Source organism: Mesorhizobium sp. M0088 (genome assembly GCF_040322895.1).
Lineage (GTDB): Bacteria > Pseudomonadota > Alphaproteobacteria > Rhizobiales > Rhizobiaceae > Mesorhizobium.
The window spans coordinates 1-21,620 of record NZ_JAMYUI010000043.1 but is presented as its reverse complement, the minus strand read 5'-3'; the positions used below and the strand labels follow the sequence as shown (position 1 = coordinate 21,620).

At 63.8% G+C, this 21,620-nt stretch carries 22 protein-coding genes and 1 pseudogene; 9 read left to right on the top strand and 14 right to left on the bottom strand.

The genetic code is table 11. The features are described from left to right. Window positions 1–8: 8 nt before the first annotated feature. Window positions 9–140 (bottom strand): hypothetical protein, encoded by a 132-nt coding sequence (locus NKJ67_RS33750; protein WP_256750304.1) that lies wholly within the window; start codon window positions 138–140, stop codon window positions 9–11. A gap of 293 nt (window positions 141–433) precedes the next feature. Beyond that, window positions 434–1,132: a type 1 glutamine amidotransferase gene (locus tag NKJ67_RS33745; protein WP_352585669.1), complete on the bottom strand. Its 699-nt coding sequence runs from the start codon at window positions 1,130–1,132 to the stop codon at window positions 434–436. A gap of 87 nt (window positions 1,133–1,219) precedes the next feature. Between NKJ67_RS33745 and NKJ67_RS33740 the strand changes: the two are divergent. The 5 genes and pseudogenes from NKJ67_RS33740 to NKJ67_RS33720 all read left to right on the top strand — a co-directional run bounded on the left by NKJ67_RS33740 (window position 1,220) and on the right by NKJ67_RS33720 (window position 5,522). Then, window positions 1,220–1,866: pseudogene (locus NKJ67_RS33740) on the top strand (hypothetical protein). A 31-nt stretch (window positions 1,867–1,897) separates the two neighbouring features. Beyond that, window positions 1,898–2,632, top strand: a complete 735-nt coding sequence (locus NKJ67_RS33735; RefSeq protein WP_127382521.1) for a 16S rRNA (uracil(1498)-N(3))-methyltransferase — start codon at window positions 1,898–1,900, stop codon at window positions 2,630–2,632. A gap of 144 nt (window positions 2,633–2,776) precedes the next feature. Next, window positions 2,777–4,150: a glutamate--cysteine ligase gene (locus tag NKJ67_RS33730; protein ID WP_128363625.1), complete on the top strand. Its 1,374-nt coding sequence runs from the start codon at window positions 2,777–2,779 to the stop codon at window positions 4,148–4,150. A 100-nt stretch (window positions 4,151–4,250) separates the two neighbouring features. Then, on the top strand, window positions 4,251–5,294 hold the full coding sequence (locus NKJ67_RS33725) for a DUF937 domain-containing protein (RefSeq protein ID WP_352585667.1): 1,044 nt from the start codon (window positions 4,251–4,253) through the stop codon (window positions 5,292–5,294). 3 nt (window positions 5,295–5,297) lie between these two features. After that, on the top strand, window positions 5,298–5,522 hold the full coding sequence (locus NKJ67_RS33720) for a type II toxin-antitoxin system HicB family antitoxin (RefSeq protein ID WP_023756835.1): 225 nt from the start codon (window positions 5,298–5,300) through the stop codon (window positions 5,520–5,522). A 145-nt stretch (window positions 5,523–5,667) separates the two neighbouring features. On the opposite strand, the gene NKJ67_RS33715 is transcribed toward NKJ67_RS33720, so the two are convergent. Continuing rightward, window positions 5,668–5,958, bottom strand: a complete 291-nt coding sequence (locus NKJ67_RS33715; RefSeq protein ID WP_023809037.1) for a DUF1127 domain-containing protein — start codon at window positions 5,956–5,958, stop codon at window positions 5,668–5,670. A 177-nt stretch (window positions 5,959–6,135) separates the two neighbouring features. On the opposite strand from NKJ67_RS33715, the gene NKJ67_RS33710 reads away from it, so the two are divergent. From NKJ67_RS33710 to NKJ67_RS33700, 3 genes are all read left to right on the top strand, one after another. After that, window positions 6,136–7,092 (top strand): LysR substrate-binding domain-containing protein, encoded by a 957-nt coding sequence (locus NKJ67_RS33710; protein WP_027035580.1) that lies wholly within the window; start codon window positions 6,136–6,138, stop codon window positions 7,090–7,092. Window positions 7,093–7,174: 82 nt separating this feature from the next. Further along, window positions 7,175–8,806, top strand: a complete 1,632-nt coding sequence (xseA, locus tag NKJ67_RS33705; protein WP_352585664.1) for an exodeoxyribonuclease VII large subunit — start codon at window positions 7,175–7,177, stop codon at window positions 8,804–8,806. A gap of 4 nt (window positions 8,807–8,810) precedes the next feature. Then, window positions 8,811–9,929, top strand: a complete 1,119-nt coding sequence (locus NKJ67_RS33700) for a DmpA family aminopeptidase (RefSeq protein WP_352585662.1) — start codon at window positions 8,811–8,813, stop codon at window positions 9,927–9,929. Window positions 9,930–9,999: 70 nt separating this feature from the next. Here NKJ67_RS33700 and NKJ67_RS33695 read toward each other — a convergent pair whose 3' ends face one another. The 11 genes from NKJ67_RS33695 to ehuR form a co-directional block, all read right to left on the bottom strand. After that, complete coding sequence (locus tag NKJ67_RS33695) at window positions 10,000–10,254, bottom strand: DUF768 domain-containing protein (protein WP_127271474.1); 255 nt, start codon at window positions 10,252–10,254, stop codon at window positions 10,000–10,002. 470 nt (window positions 10,255–10,724) lie between these two features. Next, a complete protein-coding gene (doeB, locus tag NKJ67_RS33690; protein ID WP_502905259.1) occupies window positions 10,725–11,723 on the bottom strand; it encodes a N(2)-acetyl-L-2,4-diaminobutanoate deacetylase DoeB in 999 nt (332 codons plus the stop codon). A gap of 5 nt (window positions 11,724–11,728) precedes the next feature. Further along, entirely contained in the window at window positions 11,729–12,907 is a 1,179-nt protein-coding gene (gene doeA, locus NKJ67_RS33685; protein ID WP_127396496.1) for an ectoine hydrolase DoeA, read from the bottom strand. Between the two features lie 154 nt (window positions 12,908–13,061). Beyond that, window positions 13,062–14,054 carry an ectoine utilization protein EutC gene (gene eutC, locus NKJ67_RS33680; protein WP_352585658.1) on the bottom strand — a complete coding sequence of 331 codons (993 nt, stop codon included), beginning with the start codon at window positions 14,052–14,054 and terminating at the stop codon, window positions 13,062–13,064. Further along, a complete protein-coding gene (eutB, locus tag NKJ67_RS33675) occupies window positions 14,051–15,046 on the bottom strand; it encodes a hydroxyectoine utilization dehydratase EutB (protein ID WP_352585656.1) in 996 nt (331 codons plus the stop codon). Before eutB ends, eutC begins: the two co-directional genes overlap by 4 nt. A 183-nt stretch (window positions 15,047–15,229) precedes the next feature. Further along, window positions 15,230–16,006 carry an ectoine utilization protein EutA gene (gene eutA / locus NKJ67_RS33670; RefSeq protein WP_352585654.1) on the bottom strand — a complete coding sequence of 259 codons (777 nt, stop codon included), beginning with the start codon at window positions 16,004–16,006 and terminating at the stop codon, window positions 15,230–15,232. 3 nt (window positions 16,007–16,009) lie between these two features. Next, complete coding sequence (gene ehuD / locus NKJ67_RS33665) at window positions 16,010–16,669, bottom strand: ectoine/hydroxyectoine ABC transporter permease subunit EhuD (RefSeq protein ID WP_127270574.1); 660 nt, start codon at window positions 16,667–16,669, stop codon at window positions 16,010–16,012. Between the two features lie 34 nt (window positions 16,670–16,703). Further along, entirely contained in the window at window positions 16,704–17,363 is a 660-nt protein-coding gene (gene ehuC / locus NKJ67_RS33660; protein ID WP_013530328.1) for an ectoine/hydroxyectoine ABC transporter permease subunit EhuC, read from the bottom strand. Between the two features lie 155 nt (window positions 17,364–17,518). Beyond that, window positions 17,519–18,373 (bottom strand): ectoine/hydroxyectoine ABC transporter substrate-binding protein EhuB, encoded by an 855-nt coding sequence (gene ehuB, locus NKJ67_RS33655; protein WP_127398030.1) that lies wholly within the window; start codon window positions 18,371–18,373, stop codon window positions 17,519–17,521. Window positions 18,374–18,460: 87 nt separating this feature from the next. Continuing rightward, a complete protein-coding gene (gene ehuA, locus NKJ67_RS33650) occupies window positions 18,461–19,252 on the bottom strand; it encodes an ectoine/hydroxyectoine ABC transporter ATP-binding protein EhuA (protein ID WP_352585651.1) in 792 nt (263 codons plus the stop codon). Between the two features lie 272 nt (window positions 19,253–19,524). Continuing rightward, complete coding sequence (gene ehuR, locus NKJ67_RS33645; RefSeq protein ID WP_127272428.1) at window positions 19,525–20,910, bottom strand: MocR-like ectoine utilization transcription factor EhuR; 1,386 nt, start codon at window positions 20,908–20,910, stop codon at window positions 19,525–19,527. Window positions 20,911–20,991: 81 nt separating this feature from the next. Between ehuR and NKJ67_RS33640 the strand changes: the two genes are divergently transcribed. Further along, complete coding sequence (locus NKJ67_RS33640; RefSeq protein WP_127269511.1) at window positions 20,992–21,483, top strand: Lrp/AsnC family transcriptional regulator; 492 nt, start codon at window positions 20,992–20,994, stop codon at window positions 21,481–21,483. The last annotated feature ends 137 nt before the right edge of the window (window positions 21,484–21,620 follow it).

The following is a 21,620-nucleotide window of genomic DNA, read 5'->3' as shown; positions in this document are numbered from 1 at the left end:
TTCCGCCTTTAGCGCAGCGAGGCGGTGACGCCGTAACCGTCGACGGCGTTGTGGTTGCTGGCTGCGTCGGCGGCATAGATGCCGAGACCGCACAGCACGATGGCGGACAACATGGCAAAGGACAGAAGCGCTGCTTTCACGGAGGTCATCTCTTGTTGAGCTTTCTGCATCTGTGCACCAGGCGGTTACCAATGCGTTGAAACCGAGAATTCGCTTCAAAGTTTCGACGATTTTGCGCTTCTAGGCATGTTCTGTATCAACGGTGTGTCGCGCGGGTCACACAAAAGGTTCATAGCCGTTGCACAGAAGATGCAGAGCGCGCGCCTTCTAGGATGGCGGGCGGACATAAGCCAAGAATGAAACGGTTTTCCCCAGGCGGTTTCACCGCCGCGTGCCAATTATGTCACGCTGCAGGGTACGGAGAGGCCAACACTCAGATGGTTGCTACCCAGGCACGGGCAATGGCGAGGCCAGCGGCATCCGCATCGGGCCCGTTGCGGGCCATTTCGCCATCGAGCTTGCCGGCCCAGTCGGGATGGCGCGCGGCAATGGTCGGGGCAAACGACGTGCTCCAGTCCTCGACCATCGGCCGGTCGGCCTCGAAATGGAACTGGAAGCCGTAGACGGCGCGGCCGACGCGAAATGCCTGGTTCTCGGCGACATCGTTGCCGGCAAGCCGCACGGCGGCCTCAGGCAGCACGAAGGTGTCGTCATGCCACTGGAAGATCGGGAATTTCTCCGGCAGCGCGCCCAGCACCGGATCGCCCTTGGCGTCCGCCGTCAGCAATACGCCGTGCCAGCCGAACTCATTGGCGCCGCCGATGCGGTTTTCGCCGCCGAAGGCACGGGCGACGAGTTGGCTGCCCAGGCAGATGCCGAGCACGGCGCGATCCTTGTCGGCAAAGTCGCGGGTCAGTTCGAGCAGTGCCGGGAAATAGGGGTACTCATCGTCGGCCAGCGCGTTCTGGCCGCCGCCGAGCACGATCATGGCATCATGCCCGGCCGCGTCATCCGGCAGGGGATCGCCTTTGTAAGGGAGACGCAGGTCGAGATCGGCACCCGCTTCCGCAAGTGCTGCGCCGACCTGGCCGAGGCCGGTATTGTCGTAGTTCTGCACCACCAGCACCCGCATCACAAAACCCTGCTGACATGAAAAGATGCGAGGAGCGATATCATGCCGCTCGCATTGCAGCCAAGATGCGTGTCCGGAGAGAAAACTATGCCACTGCAGAACCGGGTCGATCCGTTCGGTACCATCCACGCTGTGCCCGATCGCGGCATGTTCACCGGCAATCGCGGCATCATCCACGATCCCGAGACCAAGACGCTCAAGAAGAAGCGCTGGGCGCTTCCGGCCTGGATCATCTGCGTCCGCCAATTCCGCGATGTGCGGCGCGAACCGATGGGCCGCAACCGGAAGGGCGGCAAAGCGGGCTGGACAGAACTGTTCTTCCTCGACGAGGTGACGGCATTGGCGGCCGGGCATCGCCCCTGCTTCTTTTGCCAGCGCGAACGGGCCAGGGATTTCGTCGGCCGCTTCGGCGACGCGTTCGGCATTGCCGAACCGCGCGCGCCGATGGTCGACAAGCGGCTGCACAAGGAGCGGCTGGCCTCGGGCGGTGGCCGCCAGGGATTGCTGTTGAAGACCTTGCCGGCCTGCCGGACGGCGCCATGGTTGCGGATGGTCGCACTGTTTATGCCCTGCGTAGGGGCAAGACGCTGCGCTGGTCGTTTGCGGGATATGGCCCACCCGCAGATTTCGGCCTGCTCAAAGGCAGGACGCTGTCGCTGCTGACGCCGGCCACGACGCTCGCCGTGCTGCGGCATGGCTTTCGGCCGGTGTGGCATCCTACCGCCGAGGCTTGACGCCGGCGGCCGGCTCGCTCATTCCTCGGCGATGCGCGCCAATTACAAGATGCAACGTCTGTTCGTGCCCGACGATCTCGCGCCGGATGTCGAGTTCGACGCTGGCCAACAGCAGAGCCACTATCTCCTGCATGTGCTGCGGCTTGGCGAAGGCGCCGAAATCCTGGTGTTCAATGGCCGCGACGGGGAGTGGTCAGCGGCCATATCAGCGAAGACGAAAAGGGCGGTGCGGCTGAAGGTGTCAGCGCTGCAGCGGCCGCAGCCGCCGCTGCCTGATCTCGTCTACTGCTTTGCGCCACTGAAGCAGGGCCGGCTCGACTATCTCGTGCAGAAGGCGGTCGAGATGGGCGCCGGCATCCTGCAGCCGGTCATCACCCAGCACACGCAAGTGGCCAAGCCGTCGATCGATCGCCTGCGCGCCAATGTCGTCGAAGCCGCCGAACAATGCGGCATCCTGGCGGTGCCTCAGGTGCGCGAAGCCGAAAAATTCGACCGCCTGCTGACCGGTTGGGACACAGAGCGACGGCTGATCTTCTGCGATGAGGATGCTTCGACCAACAATCCGCTGGCCGCGCTGCAGGCGGTCAAGGAAAAGAAGCTTGGGCTGCTGGTCGGGCCGGAGGGCGGTTTTTCCGACGACGAGCGCAAGATGCTGCGCGCCCTGCCCTTCGTCACCGCCATTCCGCTCGGCCCGCGTATCCTGCGCGCCGACACCGCGGCGGTGGCCGCGCTCGCGGTGATGCAGGCAACTGTCGGAGACTGGTGAGACGTCATCCCTTGCAAGGGATGCAGAGTTCCAGCAACGTTCAATTCCTGTTGACCTGTGGCTCAGGATTTTTCGCTTGATCGTCTGCTGACATTTCGTCCATTTACCGCCGGCGGTCATCCGGCCGCCTCTGAGGGTACCATCATGGCGCGCGATACGACCGATTTCCGCCCGATCGAAGGTGTCGACGAACTCGTCGAGCATCTGGCCGAAGGCAACAAGCCGCGCGACAAATGGCGCATCGGCACCGAGCACGAGAAATTCCCCTTCTATGTCGACGGCAATGCACCGGTCCCCTATGGCGGCGAGCGCGGCATCCGCGCCATTCTCGAAGGCATGCAGTCAAAGCTCGGCTGGGATCCGATCGTCGATGACGGCCGCATCATCGGCCTGGTCGAGCCGACCGGTCAGGGTGCGATTTCGCTGGAACCCGGCGGCCAGTTCGAGCTTTCCGGCGCACCGCTGGAAACGATCCACCAGACCTGCCGCGAGGGCAACGCCCATCTGGCGCAGGTGCGCGAGATCGCCGAGCCGATGGGCATCCGTTTCCTCGGCCTCGGCGGCAGCCCGAAATGGTCGCTGGCCGAGACGCCGAAAATGCCGAAATCGCGCTATGAGATCATGACGCGCTACATGCCCAAGGTCGGCACCAAGGGCCTCGACATGATGTACCGCACCTGCACGATCCAGGTGAATCTCGACTTCGAGAGCGAAGCCGACATGCGCCGCAAGATGCAGGTGTCGTTGAAGCTGCAGCCGCTGTCGACGGCATTGTTCGCCAATTCGCCTTTCACCGAAAGCCACCCGAACGGCTTGCAGAGCTGGCGCGGCGATATCTGGCGCGACACCGACAACCAGCGCTCGGGCCTGCTCGAATTCTGCTTCTCGCCCGATTTCGGTTTCGCCGACTATGTCGAATGGGCGCTCGACGTGCCGATGTATTTCGTCATCCGCGACGGCCACTATCACGACATGACGCACATCACCTTCCGTCAGTTCATGGCCGGTGTCGCGCGCAATCAGGTGCCGGACGGGCTGCCGACAATGGGCGACTGGGCGAACCATCTGTCGACGCTGTTCCCGGACGTGCGGCTGAAGCGCTTCCTTGAGATGCGCGGCGCCGATGGCGGGCCATGGCGGCGCATCTGCGCGCTGCCTGCGTTCTGGGTCGGGCTGCTCTATGATGAAGCCGCACTCGATGCCGCCGAGGCGTTGACGTCGAGCTGGACGTATGAAGAAACGCTGGCGATGCGCAACGCCGTGCCGGAACAAGGCATTTCCGCACCGTTCCGCAACACCACGCTGCGCGAGATCGCGCGTGACGTGATGGTCATTTCCCGCATGGGCCTGAAGAACCGTGGCAAGAAGAACCGCGACGGTTATGACGAGACCTCGTTCCTCAACACGCTCGACGAGGTCGTGGCGCGCGGCACAACCAGCGCCGAGGAGATGCTGTCGGCCTACCACACGCGCTGGGGCGGCTCGATCGAGCCGGTTTTCATGGAGTACGCCTATTAACCCTCGGATCTGGCAAAGCTGACCGGCCGGCAAAAGTCGCTTCAATCGGAAGTGGAAACAAACTAGGCTTCTTCGGCGAGGATTTCCGGAGGAGAGACCAATGCCTTCCTTGTTCGACATGCTGACACAGGCCCAGAACGGCAACGGCATGCAGGCCCTTGCCCAGCAATACGGGCTTTCGATGCAGCAGACGCAAGCCGCGGTCGCCGCATTGCTGCCGGCCTTTTCGCAGGGGCTGCAGCGCAACACAGCCGACCCTTACGGGCTCGGCGCCTTCATGACGGCGATGGCCAGCGGCCAGCACGCCAAGTATTTCGAGGACGCAGCCCGGGCCTTCTCGCCGCAAGGCGTCGATGAGGGCAACGGCATTCTCGGGCACCTGTTCGGCTCGAAAGACCTGTCTCGCGCCGTGGCCAGCCAGGCGGCGCAAGCCAGCGGCGTCAATCAGCAGATCCTGCAGCAGATGCTGCCGGCCATCGCCTCGATGGTCATGGGCGGGCTGTTCAAGCAGACGACAAATCAGATGCAGGCCGCCGGCGGTTTTGGCGGCGGCGGCAACAATCCGCTGGGCGAGATCATCGAGCAGATGATGCGGCAAGGCGGCGGCATGCAGGCCCCGGCGCCGCAGCCGCGCCAGGCGCCGGCACCCCAGAACCCGATGGACAACCCGCTCGGCAAGGTATTGCAGGACATGTTCGGCGGCGGTGCGCCTCAGCCACAGCCGCAAAGCCAGCCGCAGCCGCAGCCCAATCCCTACGGCGAAAATCCACTTGGCAAGGTGCTGCAGGACATGTTCGGCGGTGGCGCGCCTCAGCCGCAGCCGCAAGGGCGGGCGCAGCCGCAGCAGACACAAAGCCCCTACGGAGACAATCCGCTGGGGAAAATCTTCGAGGAGATGCTGCGGCAAGGTGGCGGTGGCTTAGGCGGCATCCCTGGCGGACAGCCGGCTCCGCAACAGCCTCAAGCGCCCCCACAGCAGCGTCAGGCACCGCAGCCACAGGCCGATCCGAGCGGCAGGCCGAAAAATCCGTTCGACGACCTGTTCGGCAAGATGTTCGAGACCGGCGCCCAGCAGCGTGACGACTACCAGAAGGGCGTGGAGACGATCTTCGACCAGTTCAAGCGCGATATGGATCGGCGGTAAGACATGATGGACAGACTTGAATATCCGGTCGTCATTGCGCCACTTTCTGCAGAGGATGGAGGCGGTTTTTCGGCTTTGGTGCCTGATCTGCCAGGTTGCGTGAGTGATGGCGACACTCCTGAAGAGGCCATCGCTAATGTCCAAGACGCCATAGCATCTTGGATAGAGGCCGCGCATGAGCTCGGCAGATCGATACCAAGGCCATCGCGAAAGCTGGCATTCGCCTGACAGCCAAAGGAAAAGCCCGGTCCTGGGAGGACCGGGCAGAGTGCAGGCGGGCCGGGGGGATCCGGCAGGGAGTGGGAGCCTGCATACTCGTCAGTCGCGTCGAACCCCGAAAAGGTTCGCGGCAACCCAAACAACAAGCATCAGATCAGGCCACCTTGCGGGCGATGTCCTCGATCGTCTCGACGCGATCGCTGGCGATTTCGCGCAGCATCGCCGTCGGGTCGCGGCCAAACGGCACGTCGATGGCGACGTGCAGGTCGGCGCGCGTCAGGCCGATATCGGCGAGTTCGGCGTCCGACATCTCGCCAAGACGGTAGAAGGCGCGGCGGTTTTTCCAAGCGCGGTAGACGTTGGAGACGGTGTTGGCCACGCGCGTCGCAACGGCCGGACGCGAGGTGATGCGCGAGGTCTCGGTGGCGAAATCGAACGTGGTCATGTCGGTCTCCTTCAGACTCGAACGGGCAAAACCAGGCGATCGGCGCTGGCGACAGCGGCCGTTCCGGCTTCGATTCACATGCCTTCATGTGGACAATGCCAATTTGCCATCGGCCGATTGATTAATCCAACGAATGTTTCTAATCTTTACCATCAACACCAGTGATGGATCATGTCGATGAAATCGCCGCTCGATCTCGATCAGTTGCAAACTTTCATCTCGATCGCCGACACCGGCAGCTTCACCAGGGCGGCCGAAGAGGTGCACCGGACCCAGTCGGCGGTTTCGATGCAGATGCGTCGGCTGGAGGAGCGGCTCGGCAAGCCGCTGTTCGAAAAGGACGGGCGCACCAACAGGCTGACCGAGGAAGGCGACAAGCTGCTTTCCTATGCGCGGCGGCTGCTCTATCTCAACCGTGAGACGCTGGCTGCCTTCGACGACCGGCGGCTCGAAGGCACGATCCGCATCGGCACGCCCGACGACTATGCCGACCGTTTCCTGCCCGAGATCATGGCGCGGTTCACGCGCTCCAATCCGCGCGTCGAACTGACCGTCATCTGCGAGCCGACACCGGGGCTGGTCGAGCATATCAAGCGCGGCAATCTCGACCTCGCGCTGGTGACTCACAACGACGTACGCGGCCAGTCGGAGGTGGTGCGGCGCGAACCGCTGCTGTGGGTCACCTCGGCCAACCATGCGACGCATGAGCAGGAAACGCTGCCGATGGCCTTCGGCCGGCCGAACTGCATCTGGCGGCGCGCCGCCGTCGATGTGCTCGACCAGCAGAATCGCGACTATCGCATCCTGTTCACCAGTTTCTCTGCCACCGTCATCACCGCCGCGGTGCTTTCGGGCCTCGCGATCTCGGTGCTGCCGGAATGCGCGCTGCGGCCCGGCATGCGGGTGCTGAGCGAAGCCGACGGCTTCGGCGCCCTGCCCGATTGCCGCATCGGCATCATGCGCGGCCAGACGTCGCGGCCGGAGATCGTCGATGCGCTCGCCCGCCATATTTCGGAAAGCCTGGACAACATCTCCGTGCCGGTCGGTGAAGATCCCGGGACATTCGATTTCGCGGCACTCGCCTTCACCAAGCTGCGGCGAACCAAGCCGAACCAGATCCTGCCCGGCTGGTAGGCAGGGTCAGGTATGCGGGTTATGAACGGCTGGCCGACGCAACCGCCTTGACGCGGGCGCCCAACCGTTCCCCAATCGACCGATGAGCGAAGCAGCATCCGAATCACGCACCAACGCCGCCGAATACACGGTGAGCGAGATTTCCGGCGCGCTGAAGCGCACGGTCGAGGACGTTTTCGGCAATGTGCGGGTGCGTGGCGAAATATCAGGCTACCGCGGACCGCATTCGTCCGGTCATGCTTATTTCGCGTTGAAGGACGACCGTGCCCGTCTCGACGCCGTGGTCTGGAAAGGCACGATGAGCCGGCTGAAATTCCGTCCCGAAGAGGGCATGGAGGTGATCGCCACCGGCAAGCTCACCACCTATCCCGGCAAGTCCAACTACCAGATCGTCATCGACAATCTGGAGCCTGCCGGCGCCGGCGCCCTGATGGCTCTGCTGGAGGAGCGCAAGCGGCGGCTACAGGCCGAGGGGCTGTTCGATGCCGGTCGCAAGCGGTTGCTGCCATTCATGCCGCGCGTCATCGGCGTCGTCACCTCGCCGACAGGGTCCGTCATCCGAGACATCATCCACCGCATCAAGGACCGCTTTCCGCTGCACATCCTGGTCTGGCCGGTGCGTGTTCAGGGCGAGACGTCAGGCGCGGAAGTGGCCGCCGCGGTCAACGGCTTCAACGCGCTGGCATGGGATGGCGCCGTCCAGCGTCCCGATCTGTTGATCGTGGCGCGTGGCGGCGGCAGCCTCGAAGACCTCTGGGGGTTCAACGACGAGGCGCTCGCCCGCGCGGTTGCCGCTTCCGGCATTCCGGTGATCTCGGCTGTCGGCCACGAGACCGATTGGACGCTGATCGACCTCATCGCGGATGTGCGGGCCCCGACGCCGACGGGTGCGGCCGAAATCGCCGTGCCGGTGAAGGCCGATCTCGAAGCAACGCTTGCCAGCCTTGGTGCGCGGCTGAAAGCGGCGGTCCTGCGCAATTTCGAACGCAAGCGGCAGGCCGCCCGTGCCGCCGCCCGGGCTCTGCCCTCGCCCGATCAATTGCTGGCGCTGCCGCGTCGACGCCTTGATGAGGCGACATCCAGGCTCGGCCGGGGCCTGTTGGTCTCCACCGAACGCAAGCGTGCAAGGTTTTTTGCCGTAAAGCTGACACCGGCAATGCTGTCGCAGCGCATTGCCGAGGCGCGGCGCACCAACGAACGCAATCTTTTGCGAGCACAAGGGGCACTGCGCGCGTTGGCAAGAGCCCGGCGTGCGGAGCTTAACCGAGCGGCCGATCAATTGCCAAAATGTGCCAGGGCATCGCTGCAGCGGCACAAGCAGCAACTGGCCATGCTGCAGGGCCGCATCACGATCGAGCCGACGGCCCGGCGGCAACACGTGCAGAGGGATTTGCTGACAGCTTTGACAAGACGCGGCACGCAAGCGGTGGTGCTCAGGCTGGAGCGCCTGCGCGGCCGGCTCGTCCAGGCCGACAGGTTGATGGCGTCGCTGTCGCACAAGGCCGTCCTGGCGCGCGGCTTTGCGCTGGTGAGGGATGCGGATGGCGCGGTGATCAAGCAGGCTGCCGAGGTGGCGTCGGGAATGGCGCTTTCGCTCGAGTTCGCCGACGGCATCGCCGATGCGGTGGCGATCACCGGCACGGCAAAACCGAAAGCCGTGGCCAAGCCGGCGGCCAAGGCCAAGGAGCCGGGCAATCAGGGATCCCTGTTCTGAGACCATGACCGACAATCCGCATCATCTGACAACACCCTCGGGCAAACCGCGCGCGCGAAATTTCGGCATCGGCTTCGATGGGCGGCCCGGACCGTTTAACGCGATCACCGATGTGCCCGGCGTGACGGTCGGCTATGCGACGCTGATTTCGGGCGATGGCGCGCTCGTCGTCGGCGAGGGACCGGTGCGCACCGGCGTGACCGCGATCCTGCCCAGGCCGCTCGCCGACCTCGCCACGCCGGTCTTCGCCGGCATTTTCAGCCAGAACGGAAACGGCGAACTGACCGGCTCGCACATCGTCGAGGAAACCGGCGCTTTCAACTTCCCGATCACCATCACCAACACGCATTCCTGCGGTGTTTCCCGCGACGGCACGCTGTGCTGGATGCAAAGCGTGCTGCCGGCAGCGCTCGACAGCGGCTGGGGGCTGCCGGTGGCGGCGGAGACCTATGACGGCTTCCTCAACGACATCAACGGCCACCATTTGACGTCAGAGCATGTTGCGCAGGCTCTCGACGGTGCCGCCGGCGGGCCTATCGAGGAAGGCAGCGTCGGCGGCGGCACCGGCATGATCACCTTCGGCTTCAAGGCCGGCTCCGGCACGGCATCGCGCATCGTCGAATGGCACGGCCGTGCCTATACGGTCGGCGCCTTCGTGCAGTCCAACTTTGGCAAACGGCGCAATATTGCCATTCGCGGCCTGCGCGCCGGGCCGGAACTCGTCGAACCGGCTGTCCGCGAAGGCACACCGCGTGCCGAGAAAGGCTCGATCATCGCCGTCATCGCCACCGACGCACCGTTCCTGCCGCATCAGATGAAGCGGCTGGCCCGACGGGTGCCGCTTGGCGTCGCCTTGACCGGCGGCTTCGGCTATCACAGTTCAGGCGACATTTTTATCGCCTTCTCGACCGCCAATGCGAGCGCGGCGCTGGCGCCCTCCGGCCGCACCGCCAGCGCCGATTTTATTCCGGACACCGATATCGATCCGTTTTTCGATGCGGTGATCCAGACCGTGGAGGAAGCAATCCTCAACGCGCTGGTTGCCAATGACGATATGACCGGACGCGACGGAAATTTCGTGCCGGCGCTGCCGAAGGCGTGGCTCAAGGAGAAGTTTGGCTGAAGACAAAAACGCGGGCCAGAAGCCCGCGCTGAAACAACGTCGCCGCTATGCGATCATTCCGCGGCTTTGATCATTCCGCGGCTTTTCCGGGGGCCTGCTGGCTTTCCTCGGCCTCGGCCGCTTCCTCAAGCCGGGATGCGATAAGTTCCTGGATATCGCCGACTTCTTCCTGGATGTCCTCCAGCGGGATGCCGACCTCGGCCGCCTCGGCGGCGCACTCCTTGGCCAGGGTTTCGGCCTGCTTGTCGATCCTTGCCTGGGAGGACTGGCAATGGACCTTTTCGCCGATCCATCCCCGCAAGAATTCGATGGCGTGTTCACTCATACTGCTGTTCCCTGGCGGCAAAGCCGGTTGGTAATCACAAACGTCGACATCCCGCAAAGGATGCATGTCCCCATTCCAGCCGAGTCGCGGTCGTCCGGCAAGCCAATGCCGTCCAAGGTCCACAGAGCCATAGGAAATCGAGGGGTCAAGAGCATTTTCTGATTCTGGAGGGGTCGGTACCGTTGGCTGGGTCGCGCCCAGCGCTGCGCCACTGTTTCTATTTGCTTTTTTCCGGTTTCCGAGCCGATTTCCGTCACAATAGATGGCGCAACACACTACACATTCACAGTTGCTTCGAGGTGCTGCCCTCGGGCGCGCAGGTCGAAGCCGCCGCTATATAGTGACATCCTCCTGCAATGTCGACTCCGCTCGCCATGCTGCTTCTTTCCGCCGCGCCGAAGGCTCCGCAACGGATCAAGAGCAAGTGACGATGGACGCGAACCGGGTGGAGCAAGCCTCGGCGGAATCGCTCAGACGTGCACAGCCACCACCGCCGCGCAGTCGCCGGCCTTGACCAGCCCGGGGAAATGCCGCGCCGCCAGCATGCCCGACATTTTTGCCCGGATTTCCTGGGGAGCGATGCCGGTGCGGCCGGTGGAATGAATGCGTGCCAGCACCGAGCCTTCTTCGACTGGCTCACCGAGATCGACCATGGTTTCGATCATGCCGTCATCTTCGGCGAAGGAGAAACAATCGCCCGACGGCATGTCGAGCCACTGGGTTCGAGTCTTCTCGACCGCACCATCTACAATGCCCGCATGGCGCAGTACGTTGAGAATGCCGCGCCGCGCGATCCGCACGGTCTGCGCGCGCGACGTGCCGCCGCCGCCAAGCTCGGTGCTGACGAAGACCTTGCCCATCTCCTCGGCTGCCGTGTCATACATGCCGACGGCGTCGATTTCGATCATGCGCATCGAGAACGGGGCGGCGAAGGCCGCGACCGCGTCGAAGGCTTTCTGTTCCAGCGCCTTGTCGGGCAAAGTATGCGCGGCGCAGAACGGCACGAAGTCCAGCGTCCTGCCGCCGGAATGGAAGTCGAACACGATGTCGGCGCGGGGAAGCAGCTCACGCTGGAAATAATCAGCGATCTTCTCGGTCACCGTTCCGTCCGGCCGGCCGGGAAAGCTGCGGTTCATGTTGCCCCTGTCGATCGGCGAGGTGCGCGTGCCGGCGCGAAAGGCCGGATAGTTCATGGCCGGCACGATGATCACCGTGCCGCTGACTTGCTTGGGATCGAGGGTCCTGGCGAGATCGTAGAGGGCCAGCGGCCCCTCATACTCGTCGCCATGGTTGCCGCCGGTCAGCAGCGCTGCCGGCCCGTTGCCGTTGCGGATGACGCAGATCGGGATCATCACCGAGCCCCACGCCGAATCGTCGCGGCTGTAGGGCAAGCGCAGGAAACCGTGCTGGATGCCGTCGCGGTCGAAATCGACGGTCGGCGCGACCGGTGATGGATGTAGATTCGACATCGGCATCAATCCTTCACCACCAGCTTGCGCGGCACATTGGCCAGGCACTCCACACCGGTTTCGGTGATCAGGATGGACTCGGTGATCTCCAGTCCCATCGTTTCCAGCCACAGGCCGGTCATGAAATGGAAGGTCATGCCGGGCTTGAGCTCGGTGCGGTCGCCGGGACGCAGGCTCATCGTGCGCTCGCCCCAGTCCGGCGGATAGGACAGGCCGATCGAGTAGCCGGTGCGGTTGTCCTTGACGATACCGTATCGCTTGAGAACACCAAAGAAGGCGTTGGCGATGTCCTCGCAGGCGTTGCCGGGTTTCGCGGCGGCCAGCCCCGCTTCCATACCTTCCAGCGTCGCCTTCTCGGCATCGAGGAATTCCTGCGTCGGCTTGCCTAGGAAGACGGTGCGCGACAGCGGGCAGTGATAGCGGTTGTAGCAGCCGGCGATCTCGAAGAAAGTGCCCTCGCCCCGCTTCATCGCTCTGTCATCCCAGGTCAGATGCGGCGCCGAGGCATCGGCACCTGACGGCAGCAGCGGCACGATCGCCGGATAGTCGCCGCCAATACCGTCGACGCCGCGCGTGCCGGCATCATAGATTTCGGCGACGAGATCGCATTTGCGCATGCCGACCTCGATCTTGTCGAAGATGCGCTGATGCATGGCCTCGACGATGCGGGCCGCCTTGCGCATATAATCGATCTCGGTCGGGCTCTTCACCGCACGCTGCCAGTTGACCAGCGCGGTGGCATCGACAAAGCGGGCATTGGGCAGATGCTTCTGCAGCGACGCAAAGGCGGCCGCCGAGAACCAGTAATTGTCCATTTCGACGCCGACTGTCAGCTTGCCCCAGCCGCGCTCCGCAAGCACGCTGGCCAAAAAATCCATCGGGTGGCGCTCGGTCGACTGCACATAGTGATCGGCATAGCCGACGATATTGTCGTGCGCGAGATAGGCGGTGCGCTTGGCGCCGTTGGCGTCCTGGCCGCGGCCGTACCAGACCGGCTCGCCCGAAGGCGGCACGATAACCGCCTGATGCACATAGAACGACCAGCCGTCATAGCCGGTCAACCAGGCCATGTTGGAAGGATCGCTGACAACAAGAAGATCGACGCCCTTGGCCTCCATGGCCTTGCGTGTCTTGGCGAGGCGATCCGCATATTCGCCGCGCGAGAATCTCAGGTTCGGTTGCATTGTTCTTGGTCCTCGTTTGTTGGGCCTTGCGGCCGGTATCAGCTTTGAATCCAACTCGTCGTTCTTGTTTGAGCGTGATCTCTGGACAAACGGAAAACCGTTTGTCCGAGAAAACCGGTTCCCACTTTTCCGGATCATGCTCCTGCGGCCAGCATCAGCTTTCGAAGATGGCCCCGGAACCGGCCACCCGCGCACGGTCTCGAGCGAGCGTGGCGATCGCCGTGTCCTGGACGCCAGTGCCGGTGAGATCGGCGATGGTGATGTCGCTGGCCGAGCGCCGTCCGTGTTTCGCGCCGGCGATGATCTGGCCGAGTTCGGTCACCTCTTCCTCCGCGGCCATCACGCCCGCCGCGATTGCATGATGCAGCTCACCCAGCCGCTTTGTCTGGCGGCCACTGTCAGCGGCATAGAGATCGGCCATGCGCAGGATTGCCGGCGCGATCTCGTTCTTGTGCTCGGCGTCCGATCCCATCGCGGTGATGTGCTGGCCGGCGGAAACGAAGCCGGCCTTGATCAGCGGCTCGGTCGAAGGCGTCGTCGTGACGATGATGTCGGCGCCGGCGACCGCGTTTGCCGCGTCTGATACGGCATGCACGAGAATGCCGAGCTTTTCGCGCAGGGCTCCGGCGGTTGCCTCGGCCTTTGCCGCATCGCGGGCCCAGATGCGCGCCTCGGCGATCGGCCGCACCAGCATGAGTGCTTCCAGTTGCAGCCCGGCTTGGACGCCAGCGCCGAAGATCGCGGCAACGGACGAGTCCTGCCGCGACAGATGTTTCGCGGCAACGGCGCCAGCAGCAGCGGTTCGGATATCCGTGAGATAGCCATTGTCGAGCAGCAGCGCTTCAACCAGGCCGGTCTTGGCTGACAGCAGCACCATCATGCCGTTGACGCTGGGCAGGCCGAGCTTCGGATTGTCGAAGAAGCCGGGGCTGATCTTGATAGCGAAGCCGTCAATGCCGGGCACATAGGCGGTCTTCACATCGACCTCGCCGCGATGCTCGGGAATGTCTAGCCGCAGGATCGGCGGCATCGCCACCGGCAGAGTGGCGAGCGCGCGGAAGGCGTTCTCGACGCAGGCGACGGCATCGAGATCGAGTGTCACGATCGCCCGCAACTCTTTCTCGGTAAGGATGGTCATCCGGCTCATGCGGCGCGCTCCTTGAGCGATGGCGCCACGCCGCAAACGATTGTGCGGTGCGCGTCCATATCGATGTTGCGACCGGACAGCAGAACAACCACCGGCCCGTCCGACCTGACCTTGCCGGCCAGCAGTGCGGCGATGCCGACAGCGCCCGCGCCCTCGACGATTTCGCGCTCCTGCGCATAGGCGTGACGGATTCCGGCGGCGATCTCGTCTTCGCTGAGCAGGATGACATCATCGAGCAGGTCGCGGCACATGGCGAAGGTCAGCCGATTGTCGAGGCCGATGCCGCCGCCGAGCGAATCCGCCAGCGTCGGCAATTCTTCCACCAATACCGGTTGGCCCGCATCGAGGCTGGCCTTCATCGCCGCGCCACGCGCCATCGAGACACCGCTGACTTTTGTCCGGGGGCTGACGCCTTTGATGGCTTTAGCAACCCCTGAGGCGAGCCCACCGCCGGAGAGTTGGACCAGAACGAGGGCGGCATCCGGGACCTGCTCGATCATCTCAAGCCCGAGCGTGCCTTGCCCGGCGATAATGTCGGGATGGTCGAAGGGCGGCAGCATCACCAGCCCCTCTTGCGCCACCAGCCGATCGACCTCCTGCTGGGCATCGTCCTGGCTGTCGCCGACGATGCGGACCTCCGCGCCAAGCCGGCGGATCTCGTCGAGCTTGTTGCCGGGTACCAGGCGCGACATGCAGATTACGGCGCGCATGCCCTCAAGCTTCGCCGCATGCGCCAGCGCGCGGCCATGATTGCCGGTCGAGGCCGCGACCACGCCCCGCGCCTTCTGTTCGGCGTTCAACGAGGCGACGGCGTTCGAGGCGCCACGCAGCTTGAAGCTGCCGGTGGTCTGGCGATGCTCGAGCTTGAGGTGAACGGGGACGCCGAACTGTTCCGAGAGGCTGTGGGACAAGACGGTTGGCGTGCGCTCGACTTTACCAGCGATACGCTCACGGGCGGTACGGATGTCCGCTAGGGCGACGGCGCGCGTCATGGGGCGACCCCCTCTGGCCTGCCGGCTATCTCCCCCTCGAGGGGGGAGATTGGCAGCTTCGACGCTGCCGTTCTTCCTGTCACGTCGGTGATTGGCGAAAGCCGGGCAGCAGCTAATCTCCCCCCTCGAGGGGGAGATAGCCGGCAGGCCAGAGGGGGTCGCTCGTGAATGTGGGACATCGTCTTACTGAACCAACGGCAACGTCATCAGCCGCCCGAACTCAGGATGCGGCGCCTCATCCCCGCACAATCTCAGGCAGTTCCAGGCGGTCGCCTGGTTGCTGGTCACCACGGGACGTCCGATCGCCTTTTCCATGCCGGTGAGCGCGAGGGCGCTACGCAGCGCCGTGCAGGACACGAACAGCGCATCGGCGCTGGCGCCGGTGGCTTCCCGCGCAAGATCGACAAGCGTTGCCGGTGCGATGCGCGCCATCTCGCGGTCGTCCTCGAAACCGAGGCAGGTGAAGCTGACGATCTCGAAGCCGCGCGCCGCGAAATAGGCGGCCATCGGCCTGGATGTCTCGACCGTGTAGGGAGTGAGGATGCTGAGCTTGTTTGCGCCCAGCGCACGCAGCCCGCGCACGCCCGCCATCGGCGGTGTGACCACCGGCACGCCGGGCTTTGCGACCTGGATCGCCGCCTCGATCTCGGCATCGCCGATTACCACCGAGGCCGAAGTGCAGGAATAGCAGATGGCATCGAGCTTCTCGTCCGGCAGGATCAGGGCCGCGCCCGCCGTCAGCGCCGGCTGCATCTTGCGCAGGTTTTCAGGCGTCGTCGGGTTGGCATAGGGAATGCGCGCGACATAGACGCCGACCCGCTCGCTCGCCACCATGCGGCGGAAATCCGGTTCGCTGGTGTGGTCAGTGGCCAGGATGATCAGGCCGATGCGCATGTCGAGCGGGCGTGCATCCAGCGCCGGCCGTTTCGGGTAGATCTTGATCTCGGGCAAGGGTTTCATCGGTTACCTCTCGATCTTGCCGTAGCGGCGTTCCAGCCAGCGCAGCAGCACGACCGAAAATAAACTGATGACCAGGAAGAAAGCACCGACCAAGGTGATCGGCTCGATATAGCGATAGTAGGTGTTGGCGACGCTTTTGGCCTGGTTCATCAGTTCCAGCACGGTGATTGCCGACAGCAGCGGCGTTTCCTTGAACATGGCGATGAAATAATTGGCGAGCGCCGGAATCATCGGCGGGATGGCCTGCGGAATGATGATGTGGGTCCAGGTCTGACTGGCGCTCAAATTGCATGCCTTGGCGGCCTCCCATTGGCCGCGCGGCACATTGTCGATGCCGGCACGATAAACCTCGGCCGTGTAGGTGCCGTAATGCAGCCCGAGCCCGATGACACCGGCGACCAGCGGCGGCAACAGGATGCCGATGTCGGGCAGCACGTAGAAAATGAAATAGAGCTGCACCAGCAGCGGCGTGCCACGGATGAATTCAGCCGCCCAGCCGACCGTGCGCGACAGCGCTTTGTTGGGCGAGCGGCGCGCCAGCGCAATGCCCAGCCCGACGACCGCCGCCAGCACCGAGCCGAGCAGCGTCGCCAGGATGGTGATCTTCACCCCCTGGATCAGCGTCGGCATGATTTCCCAGACGAAATTCCAATCCCATTCCATCAGCAGGCCCAATTTATCAGAAGGAAATTGGCCATCAGGCACGCACCCCATCGAGGCCGCGCGCCATGCGTCGTTCCAGCGAGCGCACGCCCCACGAGATGAGCAGGGCGAGGATGAAATAGATGATCAGGATGGTGGTGAACGGCACCAGGGTGTTGCCGGTCTGGGCGCGCACCACCTGCGCCTGGAAGGTCAGGTCGGTGAGCGAGATCAGCGACACCACGGCGGTCGCCTTGAGCAATTCGATGGCGTTGTTGCCGAAAGTCGGCAGCATCACCAGCAGCGCCTGCGGCAGGATGATGTGGCGCATGCCTTGCCACCGCCCGAGATTGAGCGCGGTGCAGGCCTCATACTGTTCGCGGCCGATCGACTGGATGGCACCGCGCACGACTTCGGCGGCGTAGGCGCCGACATTGAGGCCGAGCGCCAGCACGCCGGCCTGCAACGGGGTCAACGAAATGCCGATGAAGGGCAGCACGAAATAGGCCCAGAACAACTGCACGAAGATCGAGGTGCCGCGGAAGAATTCGATATAGGCGGTGGCCAACCAACGCAGCGCAAAGAAGCGCGATACGCGCCCCATGCCGGCGAGGAAGGCCATGATCAACGCCAGCACCGACCCCATCAGCGTCAGCTCGATGGTGACAAGCGCTCCCTGCAATATCAGGCCGAAATAGCCGGACCACTGGGTCATTTACGTTCCAACGTTGGGTTTAGCTCCTTCTCCCCGTTTACGGGGAGAAGATGCCGGCAGGCAGATGAGGGGCGGCACTAGAGTCTCAGAACTTGGCGCCGCCCCTCATCCGTCACTTCGTGACACCTTCCCCGTTGAACGGGGAGAAGGAAAAATCACTTCGCCGCGCAGAGCTTGTCGCGGCTGGTCGACATCGCCGCCGCCGCCGAGAAGCCGTAGGGTTCGATAATCTTGGCGAACTCGCCCGATTTCTTCATCTTGGCCAGTTCGACGTCGAAGGCGTCGCGCAGTGCCTCATCGCCCTTCTTGAAGGCGGCGCCGTCGCAATAGACCGGTGCGCCCTGCACCGGAGCGATGACTTCGAGGTTCGGATCGTTGGCCTTCTTGACCAGATCATTGATCGACAGGACGGGCAGCGAATAGGCGTCGATGCGGCCATCCTGGAGCATCTTCACGCCGCTCTGGCCATCCGGCACGACGATGACGCGATCGCGCGGCACGCCGGCATTGAGCGCGAGCTTCTCCTCGGTGCCGCCGCCTGGCGCGCCGATGGTCGCAGTCGTATCCTTGGCGACATCCTCATAGCTCTTGAAGCCCTTCGGATTGCCCTTCTTCACCAACATCGCCTCGGCATCGCAAAGCACCGGCTCGGAATAGACGACGGCGGCGCAGCGTTCCGGCTTCATGAACAGGCCGGCGGTGACGACATCGAAGCGACCGGCCTGCAGGCCGGGGATCATGGCGCCATATTCAGAGATCGAAGCGGCGACGTCGGCGACGCCGAGCCGCTTGAATATCTCGCGGGCCACATCGGGCGCGGCACCCGAAACTTTGCCGTCGGCGGCGACCGCCGTGTAGGGCGGCTCGTTGGCGATGGCGAGGCGAGCGAAACCCTGCGCCTTGAGTTGTTCGAGCTTGCTGTCATCGGCCGAACCCACGCTCGAGGCGGCCAGCACCGCCGCCAGCGTAAGGCTGGCGACGCCAGCCAGAATGCCAAGTTTCTTCTTCATTGTTCCCAACTCCTTGTTTCTTGTCTTGCTTTGTTACGGGGCGGCTCTCGCCACCTCGGGACGACTTCGTCGCCCTGGGCATTGCGGTCAGACGCGATGTCCGGCCGCGATGATCTTCTTCAGGAAGCCTTGCGTGCGCTCCTGCTTGGGATTGCGGAAAATCTCGTCGGGCTTGCCCTCCTCGACGATCCTGCCACGATCGAAGAACAGTACCCGGTCGGCGAAATCATGGGCAAAGCCCATCTCGTGGGTGACCAGCAGCATGGTCATGTCGGTCTCGGCGGCCAGCTTGCGCATGACGTTCATCACCTCCTCGACCAGTTCCGGATCGAGCGCCGACGTCACCTCATCGAACAGCATGATCTTTGGCGACAGCGCCAGCGCCCGGGCGATCGCCACGCGCTGCTTCTGCCCCCCGGAGAGCTGTGCCGGCATGGACTTGGCCTTGTCGGCCATGCCGACCATTTCAAGCAGTTCCATCGCCCGCTTTTCGGCGGCGGCACGCGGCGTGCCCTTGGTCAGCATCGGCGCCAACGTGACATTGTCCATGACGCATTTGTGCGGGAACAGGTTGAACAGCTGGAAGACCATGCCGATCTTCTGGCGCATCCTTGTGAGATGCCGCTCATCGGCGGACAGCAACTGTCCGTTGCGCTCCATGTGGTAGAGCTGCTCGCCGTCGATCTGGATATGACCGCCATCGATGCGCTCAAGCGTCATCAGGATGCGCAGGATCGTCGTCTTGCCCGAACCCGACGGGCCGATCAGCGCCAGCTTCTCGCCGGGCATGACCTGCATCGACAGGCCGTCCAGCACCTTGAAGCTGCCGAAGCTCTTCGAGATGTCGTCGATCTTGATGATGGGCGCTGATGCGGACAAATAAATTCCCCGTGCTGGAGAAGCCTGTGCCCCTTAACGATGCGGAACGCGCCAAATCATGTCAATCGGGAAAATAATATCATGACAATATTTCCCATTCCGCACAATTCTTGAGCAACCAGTGCCGAAGAGTGCGCCGGGATTCGGGTCAGGCCGAGCCGAGAATGGGAGCCTCCGAGAACCGGAACGGAGCGTACTTTTCGTACGTGAGTACCGGAAGCGCAGGAGGCTGCCTTTCGCAGGCCGGCATCACCCGGATAGCGGCGCACTCGCTAGATAGCGAGCAGCAGGTGCTCGGGATCGCCGAGCAAAAGCTTGGTGACAACGCCGAGGCCGGCGCGCAGTTCCCCCTCGGTGGTCGAACCCAGCGAGATACGAACCGCCGGATGCCACGGCGCAGCCGAAATACGGAAGGACGTGCCGGGTGCAATCGCCACGCCCTGCAGGCGAGCCTGGGCGACAAAGCTTTCCTCAGCCCGGTCGGCCGGCAGTTGCAGCCAGACATGCAACCCGTCGCGCCGGGCGCGATAGTCCACCCCCGCCAGCACTTGCGCTGCAATATCCTGCCGGCGCCGCAAAGCCGCGCGCTGCCAGTGGACAAGCTCCATCGCCGTGCCGTCGGTCACCCATTTGGTGGCGATCTCGGCCACCAGCGGCGTCGCCATCCAGTTCGAGACCAGATGCCGGTTGGCGACGGCGGCGACGTAGCGGTCGGGCGCGGCCAGATAGCCGATGCGCAGACCGGGCACGGTGATCTTGGTGAAGGAGGTGACGTAGAGCGTGCGCTCCGGCGCGAACGCGGCAACCGGCGGCGGCCGGTCTTCGACCAGCGGACCGAGCACATCGTTCTCGATGATGGCGATGTCGTGCTTGCGCGCGACCGCGGCGATCTCTTCTCGCCGCCGCGCATCCATCAGGGTCGCCGTCGGGTTGATCACCGAGGGCTGCACGAAGACCGCGCGGATGTCGGAAAGCCGGCAGGCCTCGTCCAGCGCTTCCGGGATCAGGCCGTTGTCGTCGATCGGCAGGCCTTCCAGATTGAAGCCGAGATAGCGTGCCAACGGCACCAGCGTATGGTGGCCGATCGCCTCGGTGGCAACCGTCGAACCCGGCGGCGCGACGCTCATCAGCGCCACGGTCATGCCGGCGGTGGCGCCGTTGGTCAGGCTGACGTTCTGCGGCGATGCATCGAGGCCACAAAGCCTCAGCCATTCGACCGCCACCGCGCGGTGGCGCGGAAACACCATGTTGGGCCGGAACGAAAGTGCTGAACTCGACGGCAGGTTCTCAGCCAGCCAGCCCAGTGCTTGTTTCAGCCGCTCCAGATGCATCGGCTCACAAACCGGTTTCAGGATCGACAGGTCGATGACTTCGCCGAGCCGCTCGGGCAGATATGGCGGCTCCGGCTCGCGGCGCTGCGTCTGGACGAAGCTGCCGCGGCCGATCTCGCCCGAAATCAGGCCGCGACGGATCAGTTCCTCATAGGCGCGGCTGACCGTCTGCACCGAAAGTTTCAGATCGTCGGCCAGCCTGCGATGGGTCGGCAGCCGCGCACCATTGGCCAGGCGCCCGTCATGGATGGCACGCGCGAACTGGTCGGCCAGCGATTGATATGCCGGCCGCCTGATGAGTGCGGGATCGGGTTGCCACAATGTCATGACTTATTAGAGATCGAAATCAGTGCAATTGACAATCGAAATAATGCGCCGTCATGGTACTCGGACGAAAAGTGAGCTCTGATGACATCAGCGAAACTCGACCCGATCGACCTGAAAATCCTCGACGCCATCCAGCGCGACGGACGCATTACCAAGCTGGCGCTGGCCGAGCAGGTCGGCCTGTCGCCGACGCCGTGCTGGATGCGGCTGCGCAAGCTGGAAAAGGCCGGCATCGTCTCGGGCTATCACGCCAGGATCGCCATGCGCGTCGTGGCACCCGTCGCCACCGTGCTGATGGAGGTGACCCTGGCCAACCACCGCCAGGCCGATTTCGACCGCTTCGAGCGCGTCATCCGAGACATCCCAGAGATCGTCGCCTGCTGGTCGGTGGGCGGCGGCGTCGACTATGTGCTGAAGGTGATGGCGCGCGACATCGACGCCTATCAGCGGCTGGTCGACGGCTTGCTCGACCGCGAAATCGGCATCGATCGCTACTTCACCTACATCGTCATCAAGACAGTGAAGGACGAGATCGCGCTGCCCATAGCCGACCTGCTGCCGGCGCAAGCATGAGGTCAATCTCCCCTACCGTACACCCAGGAGACTGATCGAAACCCCCGTCACGTCGTCATCCTGGGGCGAAGCAAGGAGCGCAGCGACGCGGCGCAGACCCCAGGATCCATGCCGCGACTTCAAAGCGCTGCTGCGGT